Below are 25,934 nucleotides of genomic sequence, written 5' to 3'. Positions count from 1 at the left end.
CAACCCACCGGTCATCCGGCAGGTCGGGGTATCAACATATCTGGCGTTGACTTTTGGCACGCTGTTGAGTTCTCAAGGAACGGACGCTTCCTTTGGTCCCGTTTCCGGTCCCTCCGGGCTTTTCCCTTCGGCATTTCGTGTTTCAAACTCTATCAGGCCTTTTCGTTCTCCCTGACCACCGTTTCGCGGGCATGCCGAAGCGAAGATCAGGTTGGGATCGAGGCTTGATAGGTGCCGCCGACCCCCGACTCAAAGTCGCGTTGGGGTCAGGCAGGAGTACGACAGTACATGCGGTCGGTCGGCGCAGGCAAATCGGTTTCGGTGCACTCATGGTCCGTCAACCCGCTGCACTCACGCGGAACCGTCACTTCCTATGACTTACCCTTCTGAACAGCACGTCGCCCCCTCACGGACGGTGACGACAGCCCCGTACTTCTCCGCCTCTGGAGGCTCCCCCATGACCATCGTGACGGCCCCGCTCGCCGGACGCGCCATCGGTTTGCCCGCTGTACCCGACCCGGTGTTCGCCGGTGCGATGGTGGGACCGGGCACGGCCATCGACCCCGTGCGGGAGCCCGGTGAGGCCGTGTCACCGGTGGATGGTGTGGTGGTCTCCCTGCATCCGCACGCCTTCGTCGTGGTCGACTCGGACGGGCACGGAGTGCTGACGCACCTCGGCATCGACACCGTGCAACTCAATGGCGAGGGTTTCGAGTTGCTGGTCAGCAAGGGCGACACGGTCACGCGCGGGCAGGCCGTGGTGCGCTGGAACCCCTCCGCCGTGGAAGAGGCGGGCAAGTCGCCCATCTGTCCCGTCGTGGCGCTTGAGGCCGTCGCCGACTCGCTCTCCGACCTCCGTGAGGACGGCGACGTGAAGACCGGCGAGGCACTTTTCGGCTGGCAGTGACGCCGTCGACGTATGTCAGGGACGGGCGCGGTGCGCTCGTCGTACATCCCTCGCGGCGACCGGGTCGTCGCATAACCGGAGACGGGTGACATGGAGACAACGCTGCGAGGCGTCGGGGTCAGCCACGGAGTGGCGATCGGCGAGGTCAGGCACATGGGGACCGCGATGCTGGAGCCCCCGGCCAAGTCGATCCCGGCGGAGGAGGCGGAGCGCGAACAGGGGCGTGCTCACCAGGCCGTCGAGGCGGTGTCGGCGGATCTGATCGCCCGCGGCAATCTGGCCGGCGGCGAGGCGCAGGCGGTGCTTGAGGCTCAGGCGCTGATGGCGCAGGACCCGGAGCTGATGGCCGATGTGGAGCGGCGGATCGCCGTCGGGAGCACGGCCGAGCGCGGGGTGTACGACGCGTTCGCCTCGTATCGCGCGCTGCTCGCCGGTGCCGGGGAGTATCTGGCCGGGCGGGTCGCGGATCTGGACGATGTACGGAATCGCATCGTCGCCCGGCTGCTGGGCGTTCCGATGCCGGGTGTGCCGGACAGTGACGAGCCGTATGTACTGATCGCGCGTGATCTCGCGCCCGCCGATACGGCGCTGCTCGACCCGACGCTGGTTCTCGGCTTTGTGACCGAGGAGGGCGGGCCGACCAGTCACAGCGCGATTCTGGCGCGCGCGCTCGGGGTGCCGGCCGTCGTCGCCCTGCCGGGCGCCGGTGAGCTGGCCGAGGGCACCGTGATCGCGGTGGACGGCAGCACCGGTGAGATCTTTGTCCAGCCGGGCGCCGGGAAGCGTGCCGAGCTTGAGGCGGCCGCCGCCGCGCGGAAGGCGGCGCTGTCCGCCTCCACCGGGCCGGGGGCGACATCGGACGGTCATAAGGTGCCGCTGCTCGCGAATGTCGGCGGTCCCGCGGATGTTCCGGCGGCCGTCGAGGCGGGCGCGGAGGGCGTGGGGCTGTTCCGTACGGAGTTCCTCTTCCTGGACGACAGCAAGCAGGCGCCGTCGGAGGAGAAGCAGATCGCCGCGTATCGCGCGGTGCTTGAGGCGTTTCCCGAGGGCCGGGTGGTCGTGCGGGTGCTGGACGCCGGCGCGGACAAGCCGCTCGACTTCCTGACGCCCGCCGATGAGCCGAATCCGGCGCTGGGTGTGCGTGGTCTGCGGAGTCTGCTGGATCATCCGGATGTGCTGCGGACGCAGCTGACCGCGCTGTCGAAGGCGGCCGAGGGTCTCCCGGTGTATCTGGAGGTCATGGCCCCGATGGTGGCCGACCGCACGGACGCGAAGGCGTTCGCGGACGCGTGTCGTGAGGCGGGGCTGCGCGCGAAGTTCGGGGCCATGGTGGAGATTCCGTCGGCCGCTCTGCGGGCGCGCTCGATTCTCCAGGAGGTCGAGTTCCTTTCGCTGGGGACCAATGACCTGGCGCAGTACACCTTCGCCGCCGACCGGCAGGTGGGTGCGGTGTCGCGGCTCCAGGACCCGTGGCAGCCGGCGCTGCTGGACCTGGTGGCGCTGTCGGCCGACGGTGCCAAGGCCGAGGGCAAGAGCTGCGGGGTGTGTGGTGAGGCCGCGGCCGATCCGCTGCTCGCTTGTGTGCTGACCGGGCTGGGTGTGACGTCGCTGTCCATGGGCGCGGCGTCGATCCCGTATGTACGGTCCGCTCTGGCGAAGCACACGCTGGCGCAGTGTGAGCGTGCCGCCGCCGCCGCGCGTGCCGCGGACACCGCCGAGGGAGCGCGCAAGGCCGCGCAGGCGGTGCTGTCCGGCGAGTGAGCTGAGAGGGCCGGATTCCGGTCCTAGTTGTGGAGGGGCTTCCCGTCGCACAGGGCGGGAAGCCCCTCTGTCGTCGGCTCCGTTCAGTGGTGGGTCCCGGTGTCGTCAGGGCCGAGGTCGAATCCGGCGCAGTACTCCACACCGGATTCGGGAGAGACCGGCTCTCCCGTGGACGCGTCGATACAGTAGGCGCTGAAGACCTCGCCGACGGTGAGCGGAACGAGGCTGCCGCGCTGGAGGCGCCAGCCGTGCAGCCGGTCCGGGTCGCCGGCTCGGGTCGTACGGAGCACCACTCCCCCGGCGCTCTCCAACGCGATACCGACGGCCAGCACGCTCACGAATTCCGTGGCCTGCGACGAGTCGAAGCGTGCGGGTGCGCCCACAGGGCCATCGGGTCCACCAGGGCCACCGGGTTCGCCGGGTTCGCCGGGTCCAGGAGTGCCGTTCTGACCGGTGCCGGGGCCCTCGGTGCGCAGGACGGCGAGAAGTTGCTCGTCGGCGGCGGGCACGCTGCAGACGAGGTGGTGCGTGCCGGAGCCGGCTCCTTCGAGCAGCCGGAGCAGCAGGTGGGAGGCGCGGTCGAAGGCGGCGCGCCCGATGTCCTGTCCGCAGTCGGCGCACTCTCCGACGTCGGCGAGGAGCGTGGTCGCGTACTCCCAGGTGGCCCTGCGGACAGCGGTGCTGATGAGTTGTGGGACGAGGCTGTCGATGGGCTGGCCGGTATAGGCGATGGCGGCGCCGCTTCCGGGGATGCGCGCCGTGAAGCGGCCGCGGCTCTCCGCGGTGTCGGGGTCGAGGCCGGACGCCGCGCAGTACTCGGCGTACTCCTCCGGGTCGAAGAGGGCGACGGTGGTGTGGACGCCCTGGGATGCCAGGGATTTCAGCAGTCCGTCGATCTGCCGCAGATAGGCGGCGTGGTCGTCGAAGGTGAAGGTGCGGTAGCGCCGCATCGCGGTGAAGTCCCGCTCGTCGGCCAGCAGGCCGACGGTGCTGGGGACTTCGCGGCGCAGGCCGCGCCGCGAAGTCCTGGTTTTCTGTTCGCTGTGGTCGGTGTGCGCCATGGCTCCCCCTGAGCACGGTCGATCATTGCTCACTCAGAGTAACCGGGGGGTCTGACAACGCGGTCAGTGGCGCTCGCGGGCGAGGTTCTCGTAGAAGCGGAGGAGTTCGAGGTTGTCCACGGACCCCGCGTTGACCGCCTTGTCCAGCGCCGCGCCCTGGAGGAGGCGCTTGACCGGGACTTCGATGCGCTTGCCGGTCAGGGTGTGCGGAATTCCGGGGACTTCGATGATCTCGTCCGGCACATGGCGTGGCGAGAGCTGTGCGCGGATGGTCGCCTTGACGCGGTCACGGAGTGTGTCGTCGAGCACGGCGCCCGGGGCGAGGTGGACGAAGAGCGGCATCCAGTAGCCGCCGTCCGGTTCCTCCAGGCCGATGACGAGGGATTCGCGGATCTCGGGGAGCCGTTCGACGGCTTCGTAGATGTCGGCGGAGCCCATGCGGACGCCCTGCCGGTTCAGGGTGGAGTCGGAGCGGCCGTGGATGATGACCGAGCCCCGGTCGGTGAGGGTGATCCAGTCTCCGTGGCGCCAGACGCCGGGGTACAGCTCGAAGTAGCTGTCGCGGTAGCGGCTGCCGTCGGGGTCGTTCCAGAATCGGATCGGCATGGACGGCATGGGGTTGGTGACGACCAGTTCGCCGACCTCCCCGATGACGGGGTGGCCGTGCGGGTCCCAGGCCTGGAGGTCCGTTCCGAGACAGGCCGCCTGAAGTTCGCCGATATGGACGGGGAGGGTGGGTACGGCGCCCGCGAAGCAGCTGCACACGTCGGTGCCGCCGCTGACGGAGGCGATCCACAGGTCCTCGGCCACCTCGTCGTGGAGCCAGCGGAATCCGTCGGGCGGCAGGGGTGAACCGGTGGTGGCGACACACTTCACGCGGGAGAGGTCGTGGTCGCGGCCCGGGTGCGCCTCGGCCTTGCGGCACGCCATGACGTAGGCGGCCGAGGTGCCGAAGAAGGTGGCGCCGGTCCGTTCGGCGATGCCCCACTGGGCGTCCACGGCGGGGAAGCCGGGGCTGCCGTCGTACAGCACGATCGTGGTGCCGGTGAGCAGGCCGGAGATGAGGAAGTTCCACATCATCCAGCCGGTGGAGGTGTACCAGAAGAACCGGTCCCCGGGGCCGAGGTCGCAGTGCAGGCCGAGCTGTTTGAAGTGCTCCAGGAGGATGCCGCCCTGGGAGTGGACGATGGCCTTGGGCAGGCCGGTCGTGCCGGAGGAGTAGAGGACCCAGAGGGGGTGGTCGAAGGGGACCGGTTCGAAGACGGGCCGGGTGGATCCGGCCGCGGCGGTGCCCGCGATGAGGTCAGCCCATTCCAGGGCGCCTTCGGGAGCCGGGGTGCCGAGGAGCGGGACATGCACCACGGCCCGCAGGGTGGGCAGTTCGCGCCGCAGCTCGGCGACGGTCTCCGTACGGTCGTGTTCCTTCCCGCCGTAGCGGTAGCCGTCGACGGCGAACAGGACGACGGGTTCGACCTGCTGGAAGCGGTCGAGCACACCGCGTGCGCCGAAGTCGGGGGCGCAGGAGGTCCAGACCGCGCCGACGGCCGCGGTGGCGAGCAGTGCGGTGACGGCCTGCGGGACGTTGGGGAGATAGCCGCTGACGCGCTCTCCGGGGCGTACGCCGAGGGCGCGCAGCTCGGCGGCGAGTGCTACCACCTGGCGGCGCAGCTCGGTCCAGCTGACCGGGGTCACCTCATATGTCTCGTCAACATGGAGGAGCGCCGGGTCATGGGCGCGCGCCGGGTCCTCGGCGGTACGGAGTGCGTGTTCCGCGTAGTTCAAAGTGGCGCCGGGGAACCACTGGGCGCCGGGCATGGTGCGGTCGCCCAGGACTTGTTCGTAGGGGGTGGTGAACCGTACGTCGAACCAGTCGGCGACGGCGGCCCAGAAGGTGTCGAGCTCGTCGACGGACCAGCGGTGCAGCGCCGCGTAGCCGCCCTCGGCCGGAGCGCCGTACCGTTCGGCGGCCCAGTCCTGGAAGCGGGTGATCCGGGCGGCGGCGATACGGTCGGGGCCCGGCTGCCAGAGGGGGGCGGGGCTTGCTGCTGTGGTCATGGGGCGGCTCCCGGGCTGACTCGGCGCTGAGATGATCGACGCTGGTGCACTCGACGCTGGTGTGCGCCGGCCGCGCGCACGTGCGGGGTGTGCGCGTGTACGCGACTGAGACGGACGATGCCATGTGATCGTCTTTCGCACCAGGGTGGCTTCTCCATGGTCGGCCAGGCAGATATGTGCCCCGACCACAGGTGAACGGGAGTTGAACGGAGCGTCCGACGCTCCGGACGAATGGCAGGCTGAGCAGCATGGACGGTCGTGAACTGGTGCGTTCGATGAAAGTGGTCGGTTCGGTGCAGGGGCTGCGCGCGGTGCGGTCCGCCTGGCGCCAACGGCGGACGGACGCCAGAGAGCTGGCGCCCCGCGGTCCTGAGCGGGCCCGGGTGCCGGGGCCTGTCACGGGCGCCGAGTCGCTGCCCGGCGGTGGCACCGTACGGTTCGCGCGCGCGGAGCTGCATGTGTGCGTCATGGTGGGCGGCGCCGTCTTCTGGGGATGGGACGGGGCGGAGCCGCTGCCCTCGTACGCGCTCGCGGACGTTCCGCCGGAGCCCGATCCCCGGGCCGGGCTCGAACCCGACAAGGACGGCGGCTGGCGGGTGGTGTCGGAGCGGGTGACGGTCGCGATCTCGCGCAACGGCGGGGTGGAGGTGCGTACGCCGGGGGGTGTCGTGCTGCGCCGGGAGCTGCCGCCGCGCTGGTGGGAGCCGGTCGCGGGCGGACCCGCGCGCTGGGTGCAGCGCACCGAGGTTCCCGCCGACGCGCGCTTCTTCGGCCTGGGCGGGCGCGCTTCCGGGCCTCGGCTGCGGGACGGTGCGTACCGGCTGTGGAACACCGATCCGGGCGGTGGTTTCGGTCCCGGCGACGATCCGCTGTACGTGACGATGCCCGTGCAGCTGGTGGTGGCCGACGCCGGGACGCATCTGGCGTTCCATGACAACTCCTGGGACGGCCGCGTCACGCTGCGGGAGGGCGAGGAGGGCGCGGGCTCGGGGCATGACCGGCCGGGCACGAGCGAGCTGCGGATGGACGGCGGGCCGCTGCGCTGCTGGGTGGTGACCGGTACACCCGCGCGGGTGCTGCACAGCTGGACGGCGCTGAGCGGGGCGCCCGTACCGCCGCCGTCCTGGGCGCTGGGGCCGCAGCACGCGCGCTGGGGGTTCGGCGGCGCGCGGGAGGTGCGGCGGGTCGTCGCGGGGTACCGGGAGCGGGGGCTGCCGCTGTCCGCGCTCCATCTCGACATCGATCACTACGACGCGCATCAGGTTTTCACCGTGGACCGCGAGCGCTTCCCCGATCTGCCGGGGCTCGCCGAGGAGTTGCGCGCGGACGGGGTCCGGCTGGTCTCGATCGTCGATCCGGCGGTGAAGGCGGAGCGGGGGAACGCGGTGTACGAGAGCGGGCGCGCGGTCGGTCAGGCCGGCGCGTTCGTACGGGACGGACGGGGGCGTGAGGTGCTCGGTGTCGTCTGGCCCGGCGAGTGCGTGTATCCGGACTTCACGGATCCGGCGGTGCGCGCGTGGTGGGGCGCGCTCTACGAGGAGCGGCTGGCGCAGGGGTTCGCCGGGGTGTGGCACGACATGAACGAGCCGGTGTCCTTCGCGCCGTTCGGGGACACGACCCTGCCGCGCTCGGCCAGGCATCAGCTGGAGGGCAGGGGCGGCGACCACCGCGAGGCCCACAATGTGTACGGGCTCACCATGGCGCGGGCCGGTTATGAGGGGCTGCGGCGGCTGCGACCGGACGAGCGGCCCTTCCTCTTCTCGCGCTCCGGCTGGGCCGGGATGCAGCGGTACGGCGGCACCTGGTCGGGCGATGTGTCGACCGGCTGGCCGGGGCTGCGGGCCTCGCTCTCGCTGGTGCTGGGTCTCGGGCTGTGCGGTGTGCCGTACTCGGGTCCAGACGTGGGTGGTTTCGACGGGAATCCGACGCCCGAGCTGTATCTGCGCTGGTTCCAGCTGGGGGCGTATCTGCCGCTGTTCCGTACGCACGCGGCGATCGACGCGGGGCGCAGAGAGCCGTGGGAGTTCGGCCCCGAGGTGCTCGAACACGCGCGGGCCGCGCTCGGCGGGCGGGAGCGGCTGCGGCCGTACTTCGTGACGCTGGCTCAGCTGGCCCGGCTGACGGGGGCGCCGTATGCGCGTCCGGTGTGGTGGGGCTCGCCCGAGGACCGGGCGCTGCGCGACTGCGAGGACACGTTCCTGCTCGGTGACGCGCTGCTGGTGGCGCCTGTGCTGGAGCGCGGTACGGACCGGCGGGCGGTGCGGCTGCCGCGCGGCCGGTGGTACGACACGGCCACGGAGAAGGCGTACGAGGGCCCCGGCCAGGTGCTGCTGGACGCGCCCCTCTCACGGATCCCGGTCCTGGCGCGTGCGGGCGCGGTGATCCCGATACGCGGCGAGGACGGCCGGCCCGAACTGGAGGTATGGGCTCCGGCCGCGGGGCGTTCGGGGGGCGGTCTGGTGGTACAGGACCCGGGCGAGGGGCCGCGTAAGGCGGAGGCGGAGGCGGAGGTGCAGGTGGAGCGCTACACCTCGCGGCTGGTGAACGGCGAGGTACGGGTGGAGCGGGTGACGGACGAGGGCGCGGTGGAGGCGGAGTGGCCGGTGCGGGTACGGGGTCGCTGAGCCGGGGCCGACGCGGGGCGCGGGGGCGCTGAGCCGGGGCCGGTACCAGTCGCGGGGCGCTGAGCCGGGCCGGGGCGCGGAGTCGCCGTGGCCGGCCAGGAGCGCGGGGGTGTGAGTCCGTCGTGGCGCTCCGCGCTCAGCGGCGTCCCGCCGTGCCCGCCGTCCCGTAGCGGCCCGCGAACCAGGCCCGTACGGCCTCCGTGTGCAGCGGGAACGCCAGCTCGGCCGGGCCGCGCAGCAGGTGCCTGCCCGCGGTCTCCTCGGTCGGGACCGAGGGCGGCAGCAGGGCCGCCGGGCGCTCCGGGAGCAGCCCGAAGAGCAGCAGATGACCGTCGGGGGAGCTGAGCGCGTCGGCGAGCCGTACGTCGTGTGCCGGGGCCTCGATGCCGGTCTCCTCGCGCAGCTCCCGTACGACGGCGTGCCGCCAGTCCTCGGCGCGGTCGATGAAACCGCCGGGGAGGGCGAGACCGCCGTACGCGGGCTCGATGGCGCGGGTGATGACGACGAGCGCGGTGCCCTCGTCGTCGGTCACCGGTACCAGCGCGACGGCGACGGGCAGCGGGTTGAGATAGGCGGTGGCGCCGCAGGCCGCGCATGTACGGGGCCAGCCGGCCCCTGGCGGGTACGGCGTTCCGCAGCTGTCGCAGTGCGAACGCGCCACCGCGGGCTTCTTCTGGGACTCGGACACGCGCGGACTGTATCCGACGCCGCTTCCCCGCGGTCCCGGGAGCCGGATCCCTCTTCCCCGGGACCCCCGGAGCTGATAGACGAAGGTGCTCATGACACGTCTGATATCCACACTGCGCGTGCTGGCCGCCTCCGCCGCCGCCCTGCTGACCGTCGCCGCCACCGCACCCGCCGCGGGCGCCACGCCGGAACCGGTGGCCCCGAAGGAGTTCGTGGCCCTGCGCACGGTCGCGCCGACGATCATCCAGGAGATGCGCTACCTCACCCCGCACAACTTCGTGGGCGAACCCGTCGACGGTTACCGGCAGCCGGTCTGTCTCGTCACCCGCCCCACCGCCGAGGCGCTGCGCACCGCCCAGCGGAAGCTGCTGCGGCAGGGGTACTCGCTGAAGGTGTACGACTGCTACCGGCCGCAGCGGGCCGTCGACCACTTCGTACGGTGGGCCGAGGATCTCCAGGACGAGCGCATGAAGCCGGAGTTCTATCCGCGCGTCGACAAGTCCCGGCTGTTCGCGGACGGTTACATCGCGGAGAAGTCCGGGCACAGCCGTGGCAGCACCGTCGATCTGACGATCGTCGAGCTGCCCGCCCTGCCGACGCGGCCGTACCGGCCGGGTGAGAAGCTCGAGCCCTGCTACGGGCCGAAGGCCGAGCGCTTCCCCGACAACTCCGTCGACATGGGCACGGGCTTCGACTGTTTCGACACGCTCGCGCACACCGACGACCCACGCGTCCAGGGCCGGCAGCGCGCGAACCGGCAGCTCCTGAAGTCGACGCTGGCCGGTGTCGGGTTCACCAATCTGCCCGAGGAGTGGTGGCACTTCACGCACAAGCCGGAGACCTTCCCGGACAGCTACTTCGACTTCCCGGTGGCGTGGCGCTCGGTCCTGGGGAGCTGAGAGCGGCAGCGGGACGGAAGCACGACGGCCGACCGGGGCCACCCCCGTGGACTCCGGCCGGCCGTCTTCCGGTGGGACGCGCGGAACCCGTTCCCGGTTCACCGAAAAGCAATTACGGTGCCCGTATGGCGCAAAGAACAGATGAGCGGCGGACGGCTGAGCGACAGACGAACGAGCGCCAGCCGGCGGAGCCGCGGACGTTCGACTCGTACGAGGAGTTCTGGCCCTACTACGTCGCCATGCACTCCAAGGCGGCGACGCGCTGGCTCCATCTCACCGGCACGCTCACCGGCCTCGCGGTCAGCGCCTACGGGCTGGCGCGCGGCCGGAAGCGGTACATGGCGGCCCTGCCGCTGATCGGGTACGGGACGGCCTGGCCCGCCCACTTCCTGATCGAGAAGAACAATCCCGCCACGTTCGGCCATCCGGCATGGTCGCTGCGTGGTGACGCGCAGATGATCCGGATGATGCTGGCGGGCCGTGACAGTGAGCTGGCGGAGACCGCCGCCAAGTGGCTCGCCGCGAACCGCCCCTGAGCGGGCCGCCCCTGCGTCCCTGCCCCACCGGCGCGGGGACGCGGGCGCGGCACACGCAGGGGCAGCCGGTACGGGGCGGTCCCTACGGTCCGGTCCCCACGGAGCGGTCCGTACGCGTCAGGTCGTGGCCGCGTGCTCGCGCTGCCGCGCGGCCAAGGTCATCGCGTGTTCGACGACCGCCACCAGCACTTCCTTGACGGACTCGCGTTCGCGCGCGTCGCACATCACCAGGGGGACCTCGGGGTCGAGGTCGAGTGCCGACCGTACGGTCTCGCTCGGGAAGCGGTCCGCGCCCTCGAAGCAGTTGACGGCGACGGTGAACGGGATTCCGCGCCGTTCGAAGTAGTCGACGGCGGCGAAGGAGTCCGCGAGACGGCGCGTGTCGGCCAGTACGACCGCGCCCAGGGCGCCCTGGGCCAGCTCGTCCCAGAGGAACCAGAAGCGGTCCTGGCCCGGGGTGCCGAAGACATACAGCACCAGGTCCTCGCGGAGCGTGATCCGGCCGAAGTCCATGGCGACCGTGGTGGTCGTCTTGCCCTCGACGCCGTCGACGTCGTCGACGGGCCGGCCGGCCTCGCTCAGCACCTCTTCGGTGCGGAGCGGTCTGATCTCGCTGACCGCGCCCACGAGAGTGGTCTTGCCCACCCCGAAGCCCCCGGCGACCAGGATCTTCAGCGTCACCGGTTCGGCCGGACGCTGCCTGCGGCTAGAGCGCCCGAAGACCATTGATCACCTCGCGGAGAATGTTCACGTCCGGCAGTTCGGCCGGCGGAACAGGACGGGTTACGTGCACGATTTCGTCCTCCACCAGATCGCCGACGAGGACCCTGACCACCCCGACGGGGAGGTCGAGGCCCGCGGCCAGCTCGGCGATCGACTGGGGGCTGGTGAAGCAGCGTTCGACGATCTCCACGTGCTCGGGGGAGAGCGTCTGGTCCCGGCCGGGGTCACCGGCCGCGGGTTCGCAGACGACGAGCGCGATCAGGTCGAGCCGGTGGCGCGTCGCGCTGCTGGTGCGGCCACGCGTCATCGCGTACGGACGTACTACCGGTCCGGCTTCGCCGTCGAACCAGTGCTGCTGATCCTGATCGCCTTCGCTCATCGCAGCCCGCTCACCCTCCGGCGGGCAGGCCGGTACGTGGGGCGGTACCCAGGTGGACGCCGACCCGCTTGACCATGAGCGTCATCTCGTAGGCGACCTGTCCGACGTCGGAGTCCGCGTCGGACAGGACGGCCAGACAACTGCCGTCGCCCGCCGCGGTGACGAAGAGGAACGCGTCGTCCAGCTCCACGACGGTCTGCCGGACCTTGCCCGCCTCGAAGTGCCGGCCCACGCCCTTGGCGAGGCTGTGGAATCCGGAGGCGACGGCCGCGAGGTGCTCGCCGTCCTCACGCGTGAGGTCCTTGGACGTTCCTGTGGCGAGCCCGTCCCCGGAGAGCACCACCGCTTTACGGATGCTGGCGACCCGGTCCACGAGCTCGTCGAGAAGCCAGTTGAGCTCTCCGACGACGTTGGGGTCTATGGAGCGTGCTGCGGCGTTCGGTGCGGTCATCGACCGTCCCCCTCCGATGTGGTTCCTTGTATCTCGCCGGGGCCGGTGGAGTCCTCGGCATCGTTCTGCTGACGACCACGCTGCCAGCCCCGCTGGAGCGAAGCCATACGGCTGCGCACTTCGTCCGCGTCCCGCTCCGCTTCCTGGCCCGTGGCGGGCGTGGAGCCGGTGCCCCGGTCCTGGGCGGTGTCCCTCAGCTGGGGGGCCAGACTTGCCTGCCGGATCCGGCGGGGCAGTCCGTCGATCGTGGGCGGGGCTCCGTCGGACGGCTGCCCGCCCGGTGCCGAGGAGCGTGAGGGCTGCGCCGGTACGCCGGACCAGGTGCGGCCCGTGCCGCCGGGCGCCGGGTCCGGCGCCGCCTCGGGCAGGGCGCGGCCCGGCTCGTCCACGCGCCGGCCGCGGTCCACGACCAGGATCGGGGGCTTGCGGCGGGGCAGTCCGGCCGGGCGCTCGGACGCGGTGGCGTCCACGGGGCGCTGCGGCTGTCCGCGCCGGTCGCGCGGCGGCGGGACGGGCCGGCCGTCGCGCCGGTCCCGGAAGTCCCGGGCGTCGTCCCGTACGCCGCGCGTGTCGTCCCGGCCCAGCAGGCCGTCACGGGCGTCGCCGGTGTCCCGGCCGCCGTACGGGTCGCGTCCGTCGTCGCCGGCGTACGGCCGGACCTCAAGGCTGGAGTCGCGGAGATGCTCCCGCGCGCGGAACAGTCCGCCGCGTTCGCTCTCCGTGTCCTCGATATCGGTAATGCCGTCACCTCCGCCGAGCAGCGGACCGCTCTCCCTGTCGAGAGCGCGGACCGGAGGTTCGAGTTCGACCGGGCCGTCGAGCACGGACGGGTCGCCGCCGAGTCCGGCGGGGACTTTCGCGAGCGCGGTGCGCCGGCCGCCGCCTCCGCCGTCGGCGCGATGGCGGCCACGCTCCGTGGCGGTCTTGCGGTCGAGCCGGAAGCCGGTGCCCTCGGTCTCGGGCGCGTCGGTGAGCAGCGCGACCGGCAGGAACACGATCGCGGTGGTCCCGCCGTACGGCGAGGGCTGGAGCGAGACGCGTACGTTCTGCCGCTGGGCGAGCCGGCTGACCACGAACAGGCCGAGGCGATCGGTGTCGGACAGCTCGAACTCAGGAGTCTCGGCGAGCCGCAGATTCGCGTCGAGCAGGACCTCGGGCGCCATCCCGAGACCCCGGTCGTGGATCTCCAGGGTGAATCCGTTGGCGACCCGCTCGCCGTGCACCTGTACCGCGGTGTGCGGGGGCGAGAACACCGTGGCGTTCTCCAGCAGTTCGGCGATGAGGTGGGTGAGGTCGGCGACGGCGGGCCCGCCGACGCCGATGCGCGGCAGCCTGCGGACCTCGATGCGCTCGTAGTCCTCCACCTCGGCGACCGCCGCGCGGACCACGTCCATGAGCTGGACGGGCTTGCGCCACTGCCGGGAGGGAGCGGCTCCGGAGAGGATCACCAGACCTTCGGCGTGCCGGCGCATACGGGTGGTGAGGTGGTCGAGGCGGAAGAGGTCGGCCAGCTCCTCGGTGTCCTCCGTACGGCGCTCCATGGTGTCCAGGAGCGTGAGCTGACGATGGAGCAGGACCTGGTTGCGGCGGGCGAGGTTGACGAAGACCTCGGAGACGCCGCGCCGGAGGTCGGCCTGTTTCACGGCGGCCTCGACTGCGGCGCGCTGGAGTGTGTTGAGGGCCTGGCCGACCTGGCCGACCTCGTCCCGCTCGTAGTCGAGCCGCGGTGCCTCGGTCTCCACGTCGACCGGTTCGCCCGCCGCGAGCCGGCGCATGACGCTGGGCAGGCGTACGCCGGAGACCTCGTGGGCCTCCTTGCGGAGCCGGGACAGGTCGCGGATCAGATCACGGCCGACGCGTACGGACACGATGATGGAGACGAGGAGGGCGACGAGGCCGAGCGCGGCGGCGAAGCCGACCCGTACGAAGATGTCGTTGCGTACGGGGTCGATGTGGGCGCGGTACAGCGCGGTGGCCGCGTCGCTCTCGCGGGTCAGGTCCTCCAGGACCGAGGCGGTCATCTGCTGCCAGCCGACGGCGTCGACCGTCTTCGGACTCTCGGTGGCGCCCGCCGAGATGAGACGGTTCTCCGCCTCGCGCAGCGCGAGGGTGGCGGGGGTGCGCCAGTACTGTTCGAGCGTCGCGCGGTCCGAGAGCGGCAGGTCGGCGAGGTTGGTCTCGTAGAGCAGCGTGCGGCTGGCGACGAGGTCGGAGGTGGCGCGGACGTCCTCGGGGGTCATTCTGCGCGCGATCAGCGCGGAGGCGACGAGCGCGTCCTCGCGGGAGAGCATCTCCCGTGCGCGGTCGAATCCGATCAGCGCCCGGCCCCAGTTGTCGCCGTCGACGTCCTCGTGTCCGTACAGGGAGGCCAGGAAGTTGTGGCTGGGGTCGACGAGCCCGTTGTAGAAGGCGAGCGCCTTCTCCCGGGTGACCGTGCTCTCGTCCACGGAGCGGCGCATCAGCCCGAGGCCTTCGAGGGAGCCGACGAGCCGGCCGAGCCGCTCGGCCGAGATGTCGTCCAGCTGGTCGCGTACCGCCGATTCGGCTTTTCTGACCGTGGCCAGGCTCCGGTCGGTGTCGCCGCGGCGGGCCCGGAGTTCGGTCAGTGAGTCCGAGGCCGTGGGGTCGGCCAGGAAGATGAGCGTCTGCCGTCGTTCGCTCTGGAGGACACCGACCGACTCCTCGACGGGGTTGCCGACGGTTTTGATGACATGTCTGACATCGATGAGCTGCTTGGCCTGGCTGCCTGCGAGCGTGGTCGCCAGTCCCCAGAGGACGGTCAGCGCGACGAGCGGCACGAGCAGCAGCGCCACGATCTTCCGGCGGATGGATTTCCCGCGAAAGCGCATGGCCTCCCCCAGCTCGATCTCCCGCCCGGCTGCGGGAGATTCTCCGTCAACAAACGGCGCGAGCCTACTACTGTCGCACCGGCAACTCGAAGACACATCCGGATGTTTTTCGGCCGCCCCTTGGCACCTTGATCATGAGTTGTCCTGGTATTCGGCGAGTTGGCTTCCTTGACGCGCCTGACCAAGAGCAGACGGGACGGTAGATATCCGGCCGGAACAGATGGCTGAAACTTAATGTTCGCCGATCCTCCGGGAATCTTCCGGCCCTCCCATTCGTCCTTGTGTGCGGGGATCAGGGGTTAGTTGGGAGCACTGCGGGCGGTTTCGCGTATCACACTCGGTTCCATGGCCGGCGTGAAGCGGAGCGAGCCGGGCAGTCACCCTTGAGACGGACATGGGTGGGGAGTGACGGTCCATGGAGACGGACGGGCGGCGCGGTGCGGAGTCGGCGGAGGCGTTCAGGGAGGTGTCCCGCGGGCTCTGGGTCGAGGAGCCCGCGAAGCGGTACCGCATGCCGGACGCGGTCAGAACGGCCGCTGTACGCGCGGTGATCATCGCCGCGATCACACTGATTCAGGCCACGATCGCGTTTCTCAGCACGCTCGCCGGTTCCTGGCTGGCGTTCCCGATGGTGCTGAGCAGTGTCGCCTCCACGGTGGTGGCGACCTGGGGTGTGATGGACGTATGGGTGACGCGCCAGATGTGGAACCAGCGGGGCGGCGTGGTGTCCGTACCGAGCAGCACCGCGCGCCAGTTGCGCCGGGAGCGGCGCAGGGCCAGGCGCGCGGCGCGGGCCGCCGCGCGGAGTGCGGACCGGGGAGGGGCCCGGATACGACGCGGGGCCCGGGCCGGAGGAGGGGCCGGCGCTCCGGGAACGGGTACTCCGCACACGGGCGCTCCGGAGACCGGCGCTCCGGAGACGGGCGCTCCGGAGACCGGCGGCCACGAGGCAGGCGGCCAGGAGGCCGGGTCCGGCGCCGCTACTCCGCGACGGGCTCCGGCGTCCGTTTGAACATCCGCGTCGCGGTGATCTCGCCGTGCACGGTCTCGCCGTCCGGGTCCTGCTGCGGCAGGCCGGGGCGCAGATGCTCCTCCACGCTGATGTACTTCAGTCCGGCGCGCAGATCCGCGTCATTGCGCAACCGGATGACCAGCGGGAATTCCGCGAGCGCGGTGGTGTCGAAGAGACCCGTGGTGTAGAGGAGCTGCACCCCCAGGGCATCGGAGACCGCGCGCTGGAGCTCCAGCAGATAGGTGGCGTTGGCGCGGCCGATCGGATTGTCGAGGAAGAGCGTGCCCGCGTGCCGGTGCTTGTCACGGCCCCGGTCATTGCTGCGCAGAGCCGCCATCGTGCAGTAGAGGGCGATCGCGGCGGTGAGCAGCTGGCCGCCGGAGAAGACATCGCCCATCTGTCCGACCGGGACCCGCTCGGCACGCAGTACGGCGTCGGGCTTGAGGATCTCGACGGCGACGCCCCTGGGCTGGAGCGCGGCCTGAACTCCGCGCAGCAGCAGGGACATTCCGTCCCTGCGCAGATCGGAGTTCGTCTTGAGGGCCGCGCGGGTCGCCTCGTCGACGACCTCTCCGAGCCGCTCGGTGAGCGTCGCACGGTCCGGCTCCTCGAAGCGGATTCGCAGGAACTCCTGGCCCGACCACTCCCCCAGCCCTTCGGGCAGCCGGGAGAGCCGCTGGGCGGAACGGAGCGTCGTCAGCGCGGATTCGACCAGTCCGCGCAGCCGGTCCACGATGGAGTCGCGGTTGCGCTCCAACTGCGCCAGCTCGTCGGTCAGTACGCGCAGCCGGGGCGCGAACGCCTGGGCCCACGCGGCGGCGTGCTCGGGCAGCGCGGACGCGGGCAGTTCGCGGATCTGCTGACGGGCGGGGGTGCGGACCTGCTCGTACCGGGTGGCGTTGGCGTGCCGCACGAGCACGTCGCAGGCTTCCCGTACGCCGGCTTCCGCCGCGGAGAGGTCGGCCGCGCAGGCGCGCAGTGAGCGGCGGGCCTCGGCCGTGGAGTGCCGCGCCTCCTCCAGCGTGCCGGGGTACGGCTCGGGCTCCTGGGACGCCTCCTCGTCGCCGCGCTTCGGGTCGTGGTCGTCGGCCGCCGCGCCGCGCAGCAGATCGCGCAGAAGGGCGGCCGTCTCGTCGAAGCCGCCCGCGCCGTCCTCGGCGGCGCGGTGCGCGTACAGCAGCTCGCCGTGCGCGGCCCGCGCGGTCTCCAGCGCGTCGGTCCGAACGGCCAGTTCGGTGGTGGCGGTACGCAGCAGGGTCTGGGCCCGCTCGGCGTCGGCCGGGACCAGCTCGGCGGGCAGTTCGGTGTGCGCGTCGCCGTCCTCGGGGGCGAGCCGCTCGGCCTCGCCGCGGAACCGGCCCAGCTGCTCACTCGCGGTGGAGGCGCGTGACTCCAGCATCTGGACGAGGGACTCGGCGCGGGCGGCGGCGGCCTGGCGGGACGGGCCGTCGGCGCCGTCCGTGGATTCGAGGAGCTGGGCGGCGCGGGTGCGGACCTTGTTGGTGAGCCGGTCCAGCTCGGCGAGTGCCGCGCTCTCGTCGCTCTCCGCGCGCGCCTGCTCGGCCCGCAGATCGGCGCCGACGCCCACCTTCTCGTAGAGCTGGGAGGCGGCGCGGTAGGCCTCGCGCAGGGCGGGCAGCGCGGCGCGCGGGGCGTCCGCGTCCGGCTCGGGGATGTTCTCCGGGGCGCCGGCGATCTCGGCGCGTTCGGCACGCAGGGCGCGGGCGGTGCGGCGGGCGTCGTCGGCGGCGCGCTGGGCGGCCCTGCGGTCCTCGTCGGCGGCGCGCGCCCGCTCCAGGCACACGGCCGCGCGCGCCTCGGACTCGGCGGCGTCGTCGGCCAGTTCACGGAGCTTCGCCTGCCATCCCGAGCGCTCCCGGAGCCGGAACGCGAGACCGGCCAGCGCGTCGGCGGCGCGGCGGGCGCGCTGTGCGGCCTCCTGCCGTTCGTCGCGTACCCGCGCGGTGTCCGCGGCGGCCTCGTCCGCCTCGGCGCGTGCCGTACGGGCCTCGGCGAGGGAGGCGGCGGCCGCCTCGGCCGATTCCCTGGCGGCCCTCGCCGCGGCCGCCAGCTCCAGGAGCATGCCTGGCGGGCAGTCGGCCCGCCAGGAGCCGAGCCGGGCGGCGAGCGAACGGTCGCCGGCGAGCCGGGCCGCGAGCACCCGGATCTCCTCGTCGCGGTCCGCCGCGCGGCTGCGCAGCGCCTGGCGCTCCTCGTCGGCCGCGTGTTCGTCGTGCATGGCCGGGTTCGGCGGTACGAGGAACACCCCGGTGTCGGCCGGGCCTTCGGAGCCGGGGCCCGGTACGGGGGCCAGCAGCGCGGCGGCGGTGCCCACGGCGACGGCGGAGCGCGGCAGCAGGGCGGCGCCCGCGAGGGTCTCGCGGGCGCGGGCGTGCGAGGCCGGGTCGGTGATCACGACGCCGTCGACCAGCTCCGGCCTGGCGGCCAGCACCGCGGCGTGGTCGCCCGGGTCCACGGCCTGGGCCAGATAGCGCCAGCCGGGAAGGGCGGGGATGCCGTGCTCGCCGAGGTACTCGACGGTGGCGAGGACATCGGGCCCCGGCGGCAGCAGCCCGCCGTCGCCGAGCGCGCCGAGGATACGGGAGTCGTCGGCCGCGGCGGTGCGCAGGTCGAAGAGCTGCCGCTCGGCGGAGGTGACGCCCTGGTCGAGCAGTTCGCGCAGTTCGTCGGCGTACCGGTCGAGGTCCTCGGGGCTCAGCGGCCCGTCGGCGGGACGCCGGGAGGCGGGCCGGGCCGGGGGGTCCGTGTCCCGGTCGCCCGTGCCGTCCCGTGGCGCGGGGACCGCGGCCAGGGCGGCGGCCGTCGCGGGCAGGCTGAGCAGTTCGGACAGGCGCTCGTCCTGGGCGATCGACTCCGCCGCGCGGCGCTCCGCGTCGTACGCGTGCTCCGCGGCCTGGGCGGCGTCGGCGGCGCGGGCCGCGGCCAGTTCGGCGCGGGACTCCGCCGAGGCCGCCTCCCTGGCCAGGTCGGCGGCCGTGCGCGCGGCCTCGCGCGCGGTGTCCCAGCCGGCGACCGCGGACTTCTCCGCGTCGCTCGCGGCCAGCGCGGCGCGGGCCGGATCGGCGTCGGGCGCCGTGTCGTCGAGCCAGCCCGCGCGTACCGCCTCGGCCGTCTCCTGGCCGACCTCCGCGAGCCGCTGGCGCAGATGCCCGGCCTCGCTGCGGGCCCGCTGGGCCTCGGTGGCCGCGGAGGTCGCGTCGCGGTGGGCGGCCTCGCCCGTCTCCTGGAGCGTGGCGGAACGCTCCTCCTCCTCGTTCGCCAGGCGCTCGCCGTCCTCGGCGGCGGCGTGCAGCGCGCGTACGAGATCGGCCGCCGCGGTGGCCCGCGCGGCCAGCGCGGGCGCGGCGTCGCGCTCGGCCTCCCGGATGGCGACGGCCACGCGCGCGGAGCGGTCGGCGGCGGCGCGGTGGCGCAGCACGGCCTCGGCGGCCTGCCAGGCGGAGTGCAGCGTACGGGCGTCGGTCAGCTCGCGGCGCTGGGCGGCGGCGCGCTTCTCGGCGACGGTGAGGGCCAGCGAGGCGTGCCGGTAGGCCAGTTCGGCGGCGATCAGCGCGCTTCGGCCGCGCTCCTGCTCCGCCGAGGTCACCGTATGGGCGGCGGCGGTCACCTGCCGGGCGAGGTCGGCGGCCCGCTCCCGCTCCTCCGCCGCGCGGGCCGTGAGCCGCCGTACGAGCGTACGGGCCCGGCGCTCGGCGCCCGCGTGGATGTCACGGGCACGGGCGCGGGTGTCGGCGGCCTCGACGATCCGGCCGAGCAGATCGACCGAGCCGGCGGTGAAGTCGCGCTCGGCGGTGAGTTCGGCGCGGCGGCCCAGCTTGTTGCCGAACCCCCCGACGAGATCCGCGAGCCCGTCCGTGTCCCGGGTGTCGGTGACGGCCCGCAGCAGCAGATCGGTGAAGTCGGAGTCCTTCTTGACCGCGAAGAGGCCCGCCGCCTCACCCTCGTCGGCGTTCATCTCGCGCTGGTAGCGGAAGAGTTCGGGGTCCAGGCCCAGATCCCCGAGGTGCTCGTTCCAGCGGTCGTGGATCTCCTCCCAGTGGACGTCGAGATGCGGATAGAACTTGCCCGCCTCGGTCAGGCAGTCCCGGAAACCCTTCATGGTGCGCCGCCTCCCCCGGGCGCCCGAGGCGCCCTCCACGGGCGGCCGGACGGCGGTGGACTCGGCGACGGGCAGCGAGTCGAGACTGAGCCCGGGGCCCGGCCGGAAGGAGTACCAGCCCTCGGCGAACTTCCGCGGGTCGTTGGACACCTGACGGCCGCGCCACTCACTGGCCTTGCCGACCACCACGAGTTCACCGGTGAGCGTGTGCTGCCACTCCAGCGCGACATGTCCGCAGTCGTCCGCGAGGAGGAACTTCCGCAGCACGCCGGAGCTGGCGCCGCCGAGCGTATTGCGGTGTCCCGGCAGCATCACCGAGAAGATCAGCTTGAGCAGCACGGACTTGCCGCCGCCGTTCTCCAGGAAGAGCACACCCGCGGGGGCGGGCCGGCGCGGCGGGCCGACCGGCTCCTCCTCGAAGAACTCCGCCTGGGCGGGGGCGGGGTGGGGCACGGGCGCGCCCACTCCGCGCAGATCGAGCACGGTGTCGGCGTAGCGCGCACCGGCGGGGCCGATGGAGTAGAGGCGGACCCGGGACAGCTCGTACATGGCGGGGACTCTCGTCGTGGTGGGGGGCGGGGTCAGGCGTGGAACGGCAGGCCGGCGTCGGCGGCCAGCTCCAGATCGTCACCCTCGGGCGGTGGCAGCAGGGTGGCCGAGCCGTCGGTGACGGGGACGACGCCCAGCTCCAGCAGCTCGGCCATGGCCGCGTGGCCCGCCATGTCGCGGACCTGGAGCTGGTAGCGGGCGGTGGTGCGGTACGCGCCGCCCGCGTCGTCGCCGGTGCGCTGGAGGAAACCGGAGTCGGTGAGGAACGCGACGGCCTTGCCGACGATGCCGGTCGTGGAACCGGCCAGCCTGCGGGCGTCCTTGGTGGCGCCCGTGGCGCTGCGCCGCGCGTAGATCCGCCAGGCGGCTTCCAGGCCCGGTTCGCCGGTCGACGGGTCGGTGTTCTCCCCCGCCTCCTCGGCGCGCTCCTCCAGCCGGCGGCACGCCTGCCGTACGAACGCGTCGACGCCGTTGACCGTGATCCGGCCGATGTATCCGTCGTCGGCGAGGTCGGCGGGGCGGGGGAACGCCATGGCGGCGACGGCGAGATGGGCGAGGCCGTGCAGGAAGCGGTCGGCGGAGTCGGTGGCGGCGCGGCGGGCGTAGTCGCCCATCCGGACCGCGAAAACGGAGTCCTCGCCCGCGGTCACGGCCATGCCGGCGCGCGGGGAGACCTCCAGGACGACGAGGCCGAAGCCGGTGGCGACGGCGTCGGCGACGCGGGCGAAGGCGGGGTCTTCGCGGTAGCGGCGGAGGAGCCCGGTGTACTCGGCGTCGCGGGCGGGGAGCAGCTTGGGCTGGAGCCCGAAGGAGACGAGGCGGGCGGCGTCGGCGGCGTCGGCGGGCGTGACGTGGCCGGCGGAGCCGGCGGGGGTCGTGGTCTCGGCCGCGTCGGCGTCGGTCTCGGTCCACGCGGCGGGGTGCTCGGCGTGGTGGTCGCTCACGGGGTCTCCTTGTGCGGGTGCGCTGGGCTGGGCTGCGGTGTGCTGGGTTGCGGTGTGCTGGGTTGCGGTTTCGTGCGGCTGGTGCCGGGGCCCGGGGCCTCCGGAGGCACATGTCCGGACGGCATGATTTACGGCGCGTTCTGCCCTGTCGTTGGTTCGGGCGTCCGCGCGCCACACCTCACGCTTCAGAGTCCGGACACGCACCTCCTACACCCCCGACCCCTCCCCCGGTGGTCGTCCCGCAACCCACCGCCCTGGTGGGGGTGTGGGGTCGGGTGCGGCCCGGTGGCCCGGACCACTTGCCGCCCCGGTGCGGGAGGGTGTCGCCGCCTCCCCCGCCCACCCTCGCGCACGAACGCGTGGCTTGTGCGGGCGGTGAAGGGGGGCGCGCAGGGGGCGTGTCCGGGACACTAAAGCGTGATGTGTGGCGCGCGAACGCCCGTTTCCTGACTGTGGCCGGCTGCGCGCCGTACGGGGGTCCGGGGGTGTCCCCCGGGAAAGCACGGCATGCCGTCCCGGGCGCGAGCCCCGGAGCGCCACCCGACCACCACCCCCAGCCGAAACGCACCCGCACCCAGCAACCCGCACCCGATCACGACCCCCAGCCACAACTCACGCACCCTCGCCCCGCCCCGCGCGCACCGCGCGCCCCGCGCCAAGGCGGGCCGTTCCCACGATCAAGTCCGCCCCGCCGAACTCCACGTCGTCCAGCCGCGTGCCGTCGTCCACCGCGAACAGCACGCTCTCCTCGCCCTGCCGGTACGCCGTCCCCACCGGCGGGCTCGCCGCGTGGATGGCCAGTAGCGCCACCAGATACGGCAGTTCGGGATCGCGGCGGCGCGCCTCCGTCAGCAGGCCCGAGAGGCGGCGCGGCGCGTCGTGTTCCAGGTCGAGCAGTTCCTTCGCGCTCGCCAGCTGTTCCTCGGTGAAGCGGCTGTCGTCCGGGGTCGCGATCAGGTCCGGTTCCGGCATCTCCGCGCCCAGGTGTTCCCGTTCGACCGGTGGCGTCAGCAGCAGGTCGATCAGGTCGCCGACGCGTACGGAGACGGGCGTGCGCGGGCCGGTGCCGCGGGCGAAGAACGCGTCCGTCACGCGTGCCGCCCGCTCGACGGGGAGCGGCAGCAGCGGGGCGAGCAGTTGTCCGTACAGGTCGAGGCCCGTGTGGGCGGTGGGCCGGGCGAAGGCCTGCCGGTCCTGTTCCGCGCGGAAGAGCGGGCCCGCCTCCAGCAGCCGGGACTGGAGCTGGGTGTGCCGGCGGATGCAGTCCTTGACGATGTCGACCAGCTCGGCCGCGCGCCGCTTGTGCTCGGCCGTCTTGGGGTCCGCGCCGGTCTCGGCCTCGTCGCGGGCCTTGCGGATGTTCGTCAGGATCGCGTTCTCGTGGCGGTACCGGTCGGCGACATGGTCGAGGGCTTCGTCGATCAGGTCCGGTACGGCGTTGAGCCAGTCGACCGCCCGTACGTTGCGGCGGGTCGCCTCCAGCGTCCTGCGGAGCGTCTCCGCGTACTGCACGGTGCGGTATCTGGCCTGTTCCGCGGCGAGTTGGGCGTCGGCCAGCCTGCCGCGGCTGATCAGCACTTCGAGCTTGACCTCGGCGGCGATCTGCGCGCTGGTGACGTCCGTGTCGAGCGCGCCGACCAGGACGTTGACCGCTTCGTCGGTGGTCCGGAGGAAGACGCTGCCGCCGTGTCCCGGGACCTCTTCGATGAGCTTGAAGTCGTAGTCCCTGCGGGTGTAGACGCCGTCGGTGCCGAACGTGCCGTACACCGCGCGGAATCCGCGGTCCACGCTGCCGACGTTGATGAGGTTCTCCAGCACCCAGCGGGCGACGCGTTCATGCTCCGCGACCGGGCGGCGGGGTGCCTGCGCGGCGACGCGTGGCAGCAGTCTGGACACGATCTGCTCGTGGTCGGCGCCGGTGTCGAAGTCCATGTTCAGCGTGACCAGATCGATGGCCGAGAGCGCGACCTCGGCCATCGCGTAGACGGAGTACTCGCCCGCGAGATTGGCCTTGCGGGTGTCCAGGTCGTGCAGCGGCGCGGTGCAGGCGAGCGCGCGCAGCCGCCGCGCGAGCCCTTCGTCGGCGGCCGGGCCCTGTGCGGGCCGCGGCCCCGCGCTGAGCTGGGGCGGAACGAAGTCCGTCGGGGCAGGCGAAGTCACGCTGCACAGATTATGTCCTCGCACCGACAACGGGCGAAACGGTGCGGAAGCGGCCCCTGTCTCACTCGGTCCCGTCCTCGGCGACGAGCCTCGCGTACACCTCCACGAGCTGTTCGCGCGAGTCGTCCAGATACGCGGCGAGCATCCGTTCCGTGCCGTCCCTGTCGCCGGCTCCGAGGGACTCCAGGAGCTGCCGGTTCCGTACGAGGTACGGCTCGTGCAGCAGGCGCGGGTCGTCCACCACGTGGAAGGCGAGCCGTAGTTCGGCCAGTACGGCGCTCATCAGTTCGTCGGTGCGTACGCTGCCCGCCAGCGCGACCAGTTCGCGGTGGAAGTGGATGTTCGCGGTCGAGACTCCCTTCCAGCGCCCCTCGCGGGCCGCCCGCGTGCCGTTGGCGACCGCCTTCTCCAGGCCGTCGAGCGCGAACGGGGGTTCGCCGAGGCCGCGTACGACGGCGCATTCGATCAGCCGGCGTGTGCGGTAGATGTCCTCGACGTCCTCGACCGCGAGCACCCGCACGAAGACCCCGCGGTTGAGCTCGTGGACCAGCAGCCGCTCGTGCGTGAGCAGCCGGAACGCCTCGCGCAGGGTGTTGCGGGAGACGACCAGCGCCTTTCCGATCGACTCCTCCGAGAGCCGTTCGCCGGGCTGGAAGTAGCCCTCCGCGATGCGCGTCCGGAGGATGTCCGCGACCCGTTCCGCCGTGCTCGTACGGCCCAGCAGGGGGCGGTCGTCCGCCAGCTCGCCGAGTTCGGTCCCGCTCGTCGCCACAGCGCCCTCTTCCGTCTCCGTTCGCGTACGGACTCATCGTAGAAGCAAGAACGAAACAACAAGTCTCTTGTCGGATCGTTGAACAATCCCCTACGGTCTTCTCAGCTCACGGTCCCAGCACACTCCCCTTCCTGCGAGGTGCAGATGAGCATGACCCAAGCACGTCTGAGCAAGGACGGATCTCCCGAGGACACCGGCGCGTTCGCCTGGCTGCGGGCCCTGGGGCCGCAGGGGCGCCGGGCCTTCGCCGGCGCGTTCGGCGGCTACGGCCTGGACTCGTACGACTTCTTCACGCTGCCGCTGTCCATGGTGGCGATCGCCGCGTACTTCAGCCTCGACAACGGCCAGACGGGGCTGCTCACCACCGTCACCCTCGTCGTCTCGGCCATCGGCGGGGCGGTCGCGGGGGTACTCGCCGACCGCATCGGCCGGGTCAGGGCCCTGATGATCACCGTCATCACCTACGCGGTCTTCACCGTGCTCTGCGGATTCGCGCCCAACTACGAGACGCTGCTGGTCTTCCGCGCCCTCCAGGGGCTCGGTTTCGGCGGCGAGTGGGCGGTCGGCGCGATCCTCGTCGCGGAGTACGCCTCCGGCAAGCACCGCGGCCGTACGCTCGGTGCCGTCCAGAGCGCCTGGGCGGCCGGCTGGGCGCTCGCGGTCCTCGTCTACACGCTGGTCTTCCAGTTCCTGGACGCGGACACCGCGTGGCGCGTGATGTTCTGGACGGGCGCGCTGCCCGCCCTGCTGATCGTCTACGTACGGCGGAACGTCCACGACGCGCCCGAGGCCGCCGCGCAGCGCCGCGAGAGCGCCGAGAAGGGCTCGTTCAGCGCGATCTTCCGCGGGGACCTGCTCCGTACGACGTTCTTCGCGACGCTGATGTCCACCGGCGTGCAGGGCGGTTACTACACGCTCGCCACCTGGGTGCCGACCTATCTCAAGACGGAGCGCGGCCTCACGGTGGTCGGCACCGGCGGCTATCTGACCTTCCTGATCAGCGGGGCCTTCACCGGCTATCTGACCGGTGGCTATCTCACCGACCGGCTGGGCAGGAAGAAGAACATCGCGATCTTCGCCGTCCTGTCCGCCGTCGCCATCCTGGCCTACACCAACATTCCGGCGGGGGCGGACGGTCTGCTGCTCGTCCTCGGATTCCCGCTCGGCTTCTGCATGTCGGCCATCTTCAGCGGCTTCGGCTCGTTCCTCAGCGAGCTGTATCCGACGGCCGTACGCGGTACCGGCCAGGGCTTCACGTACAACACCGGGCGGGCCGTGGGCGCGCTCTTCCCCACCCTGGTGGGCTTCCTGGCCACCAGCTGGGGCGTCGGGGGCGCTCTGGTCTTCGGCGCGGTCGGTTACGGTCTCGCGGTACTCGCGTTGACCGGGCTGCCCGAGACCCGCGGCCGCGAACTGCTCGTACCCGAACCGATCGGAAGGTGACT

The 25,934-nt window shown here is 72.3% G+C and carries 18 protein-coding genes; 7 read left to right on the top strand and 11 right to left on the bottom strand.

The genetic code is table 11. The features are described from left to right. The first annotated feature begins 457 nt into the window (after nucleotides 1-457). Nucleotides 458-907, top strand: a complete 450-nt coding sequence (locus ACZ7LS_RS20895; RefSeq protein ID WP_385136649.1) for a PTS sugar transporter subunit IIA — start codon at nucleotides 458-460, stop codon at nucleotides 905-907. 90 nt (nucleotides 908-997) lie between these two features. After that, nucleotides 998-2,668 carry a phosphoenolpyruvate--protein phosphotransferase gene (gene ptsP, locus ACZ7LS_RS20890; RefSeq protein WP_385136651.1) on the top strand — a complete coding sequence of 557 codons (1,671 nt, stop codon included), beginning with the start codon at nucleotides 998-1,000 and terminating at the stop codon, nucleotides 2,666-2,668. An 83-nt stretch (nucleotides 2,669-2,751) separates the two neighbouring features. Here the strand turns inward: ptsP and ACZ7LS_RS20885 are convergent, their stop codons facing one another. Both ACZ7LS_RS20885 and ACZ7LS_RS20880 read right to left on the bottom strand, forming a co-directional pair. After that, on the bottom strand, nucleotides 2,752-3,729 hold the full coding sequence (locus ACZ7LS_RS20885) for a hypothetical protein (protein WP_385136653.1): 978 nt from the start codon (nucleotides 3,727-3,729) through the stop codon (nucleotides 2,752-2,754). Between the two features lie 63 nt (nucleotides 3,730-3,792). Continuing rightward, entirely contained in the window at nucleotides 3,793-5,784 is a 1,992-nt protein-coding gene (locus tag ACZ7LS_RS20880) for an acetoacetate--CoA ligase (RefSeq protein ID WP_385136655.1), read from the bottom strand. A 248-nt stretch (nucleotides 5,785-6,032) separates the two neighbouring features. Between ACZ7LS_RS20880 and ACZ7LS_RS20875 the strand changes: the two genes are divergently transcribed. Continuing rightward, nucleotides 6,033-8,408, top strand: a complete 2,376-nt coding sequence (locus ACZ7LS_RS20875) for a glycoside hydrolase family 31 protein (RefSeq protein ID WP_385136657.1) — start codon at nucleotides 6,033-6,035, stop codon at nucleotides 8,406-8,408. Nucleotides 8,409-8,544: 136 nt separating this feature from the next. On the opposite strand, the gene ACZ7LS_RS20870 is transcribed toward ACZ7LS_RS20875, so the two are convergent. Continuing rightward, a complete protein-coding gene (locus ACZ7LS_RS20870) occupies nucleotides 8,545-9,096 on the bottom strand; it encodes an NUDIX domain-containing protein (protein ID WP_382675276.1) in 552 nt (183 codons plus the stop codon). A 91-nt stretch (nucleotides 9,097-9,187) separates the two neighbouring features. Here ACZ7LS_RS20870 and ACZ7LS_RS20865 point away from each other — a divergent pair, with 91 nt between their 5' ends. Both ACZ7LS_RS20865 and ACZ7LS_RS20860 read left to right on the top strand, forming a co-directional pair. Then, a complete protein-coding gene (locus ACZ7LS_RS20865; RefSeq protein WP_382881107.1) occupies nucleotides 9,188-9,994 on the top strand; it encodes a M15 family metallopeptidase in 807 nt (268 codons plus the stop codon). 125 nt (nucleotides 9,995-10,119) lie between these two features. Next, entirely contained in the window at nucleotides 10,120-10,530 is a 411-nt protein-coding gene (locus ACZ7LS_RS20860) for an Mpo1-like protein (protein ID WP_382675281.1), read from the top strand. Nucleotides 10,531-10,647: 117 nt separating this feature from the next. Here the strand turns inward: ACZ7LS_RS20860 and ACZ7LS_RS20855 are convergent, their stop codons facing one another. The 4 genes from ACZ7LS_RS20855 to ACZ7LS_RS20840 are packed head-to-tail and all read right to left on the bottom strand — an operon-like array spanning nucleotide 10,648 to nucleotide 14,932. Further along, complete coding sequence (locus ACZ7LS_RS20855; RefSeq protein WP_382529941.1) at nucleotides 10,648-11,256, bottom strand: GTP-binding protein; 609 nt, start codon at nucleotides 11,254-11,256, stop codon at nucleotides 10,648-10,650. Then, complete coding sequence (locus ACZ7LS_RS20850) at nucleotides 11,237-11,632, bottom strand: DUF742 domain-containing protein (RefSeq protein WP_129772814.1); 396 nt, start codon at nucleotides 11,630-11,632, stop codon at nucleotides 11,237-11,239. The genes ACZ7LS_RS20855 and ACZ7LS_RS20850 overlap by 20 nt, the downstream gene beginning before the upstream one ends. Nucleotides 11,633-11,642: 10 nt before the next feature. Continuing rightward, nucleotides 11,643-12,083 carry a roadblock/LC7 domain-containing protein gene (locus tag ACZ7LS_RS20845; protein WP_129772813.1) on the bottom strand — a complete coding sequence of 147 codons (441 nt, stop codon included), beginning with the start codon at nucleotides 12,081-12,083 and terminating at the stop codon, nucleotides 11,643-11,645. Further along, a complete protein-coding gene (locus ACZ7LS_RS20840) occupies nucleotides 12,080-14,932 on the bottom strand; it encodes a nitrate- and nitrite sensing domain-containing protein (RefSeq protein ID WP_382529943.1) in 2,853 nt (950 codons plus the stop codon). Before ACZ7LS_RS20840 ends, ACZ7LS_RS20845 begins: the two co-directional genes overlap by 4 nt. Before the next feature lie 415 nt (nucleotides 14,933-15,347). Here ACZ7LS_RS20840 and ACZ7LS_RS20835 point away from each other — a divergent pair, with 415 nt between their 5' ends. Further along, nucleotides 15,348-15,944 (top strand): hypothetical protein, encoded by a 597-nt coding sequence (locus tag ACZ7LS_RS20835; protein ID WP_385136661.1) that lies wholly within the window; start codon nucleotides 15,348-15,350, stop codon nucleotides 15,942-15,944. On the opposite strand, the gene ACZ7LS_RS20830 is transcribed toward ACZ7LS_RS20835, so the two are convergent. From ACZ7LS_RS20830 to ACZ7LS_RS20815, 4 genes are all read right to left on the bottom strand, one after another. Beyond that, on the bottom strand, nucleotides 15,913-20,613 hold the full coding sequence (locus ACZ7LS_RS20830; RefSeq protein WP_385136663.1) for a hypothetical protein: 4,701 nt from the start codon (nucleotides 20,611-20,613) through the stop codon (nucleotides 15,913-15,915). The two genes, ACZ7LS_RS20835 and ACZ7LS_RS20830, sit on opposite strands and share 32 nt — an antisense overlap. Before the next feature lie 32 nt (nucleotides 20,614-20,645). Next, entirely contained in the window at nucleotides 20,646-21,557 is a 912-nt protein-coding gene (locus ACZ7LS_RS20825) for a hypothetical protein (protein WP_385136665.1), read from the bottom strand. Between the two features lie 612 nt (nucleotides 21,558-22,169). Then, complete coding sequence (locus tag ACZ7LS_RS20820; RefSeq protein WP_385136666.1) at nucleotides 22,170-23,717, bottom strand: hypothetical protein; 1,548 nt, start codon at nucleotides 23,715-23,717, stop codon at nucleotides 22,170-22,172. 61 nt (nucleotides 23,718-23,778) lie between these two features. Beyond that, entirely contained in the window at nucleotides 23,779-24,489 is a 711-nt protein-coding gene (locus ACZ7LS_RS20815; RefSeq protein WP_382529953.1) for a GntR family transcriptional regulator, read from the bottom strand. Between the two features lie 150 nt (nucleotides 24,490-24,639). Here ACZ7LS_RS20815 and ACZ7LS_RS20810 point away from each other — a divergent pair, with 150 nt between their 5' ends. Next, the gene (locus tag ACZ7LS_RS20810) at nucleotides 24,640-25,932 is read left to right on the top strand and encodes an MFS transporter (RefSeq protein WP_382871837.1); all 1,293 of its coding nucleotides are present in this window, start codon (nucleotides 24,640-24,642) and stop codon (nucleotides 25,930-25,932) included. Nucleotides 25,933-25,934: the final 2 nt, after the last annotated feature.

This window comes from Streptomyces sp. NPDC039430, from assembly GCF_055639435.1.
Note: the sequence above shows the minus strand (reverse complement) of the source record. Positions and strands in the feature narration are given on the sequence as shown.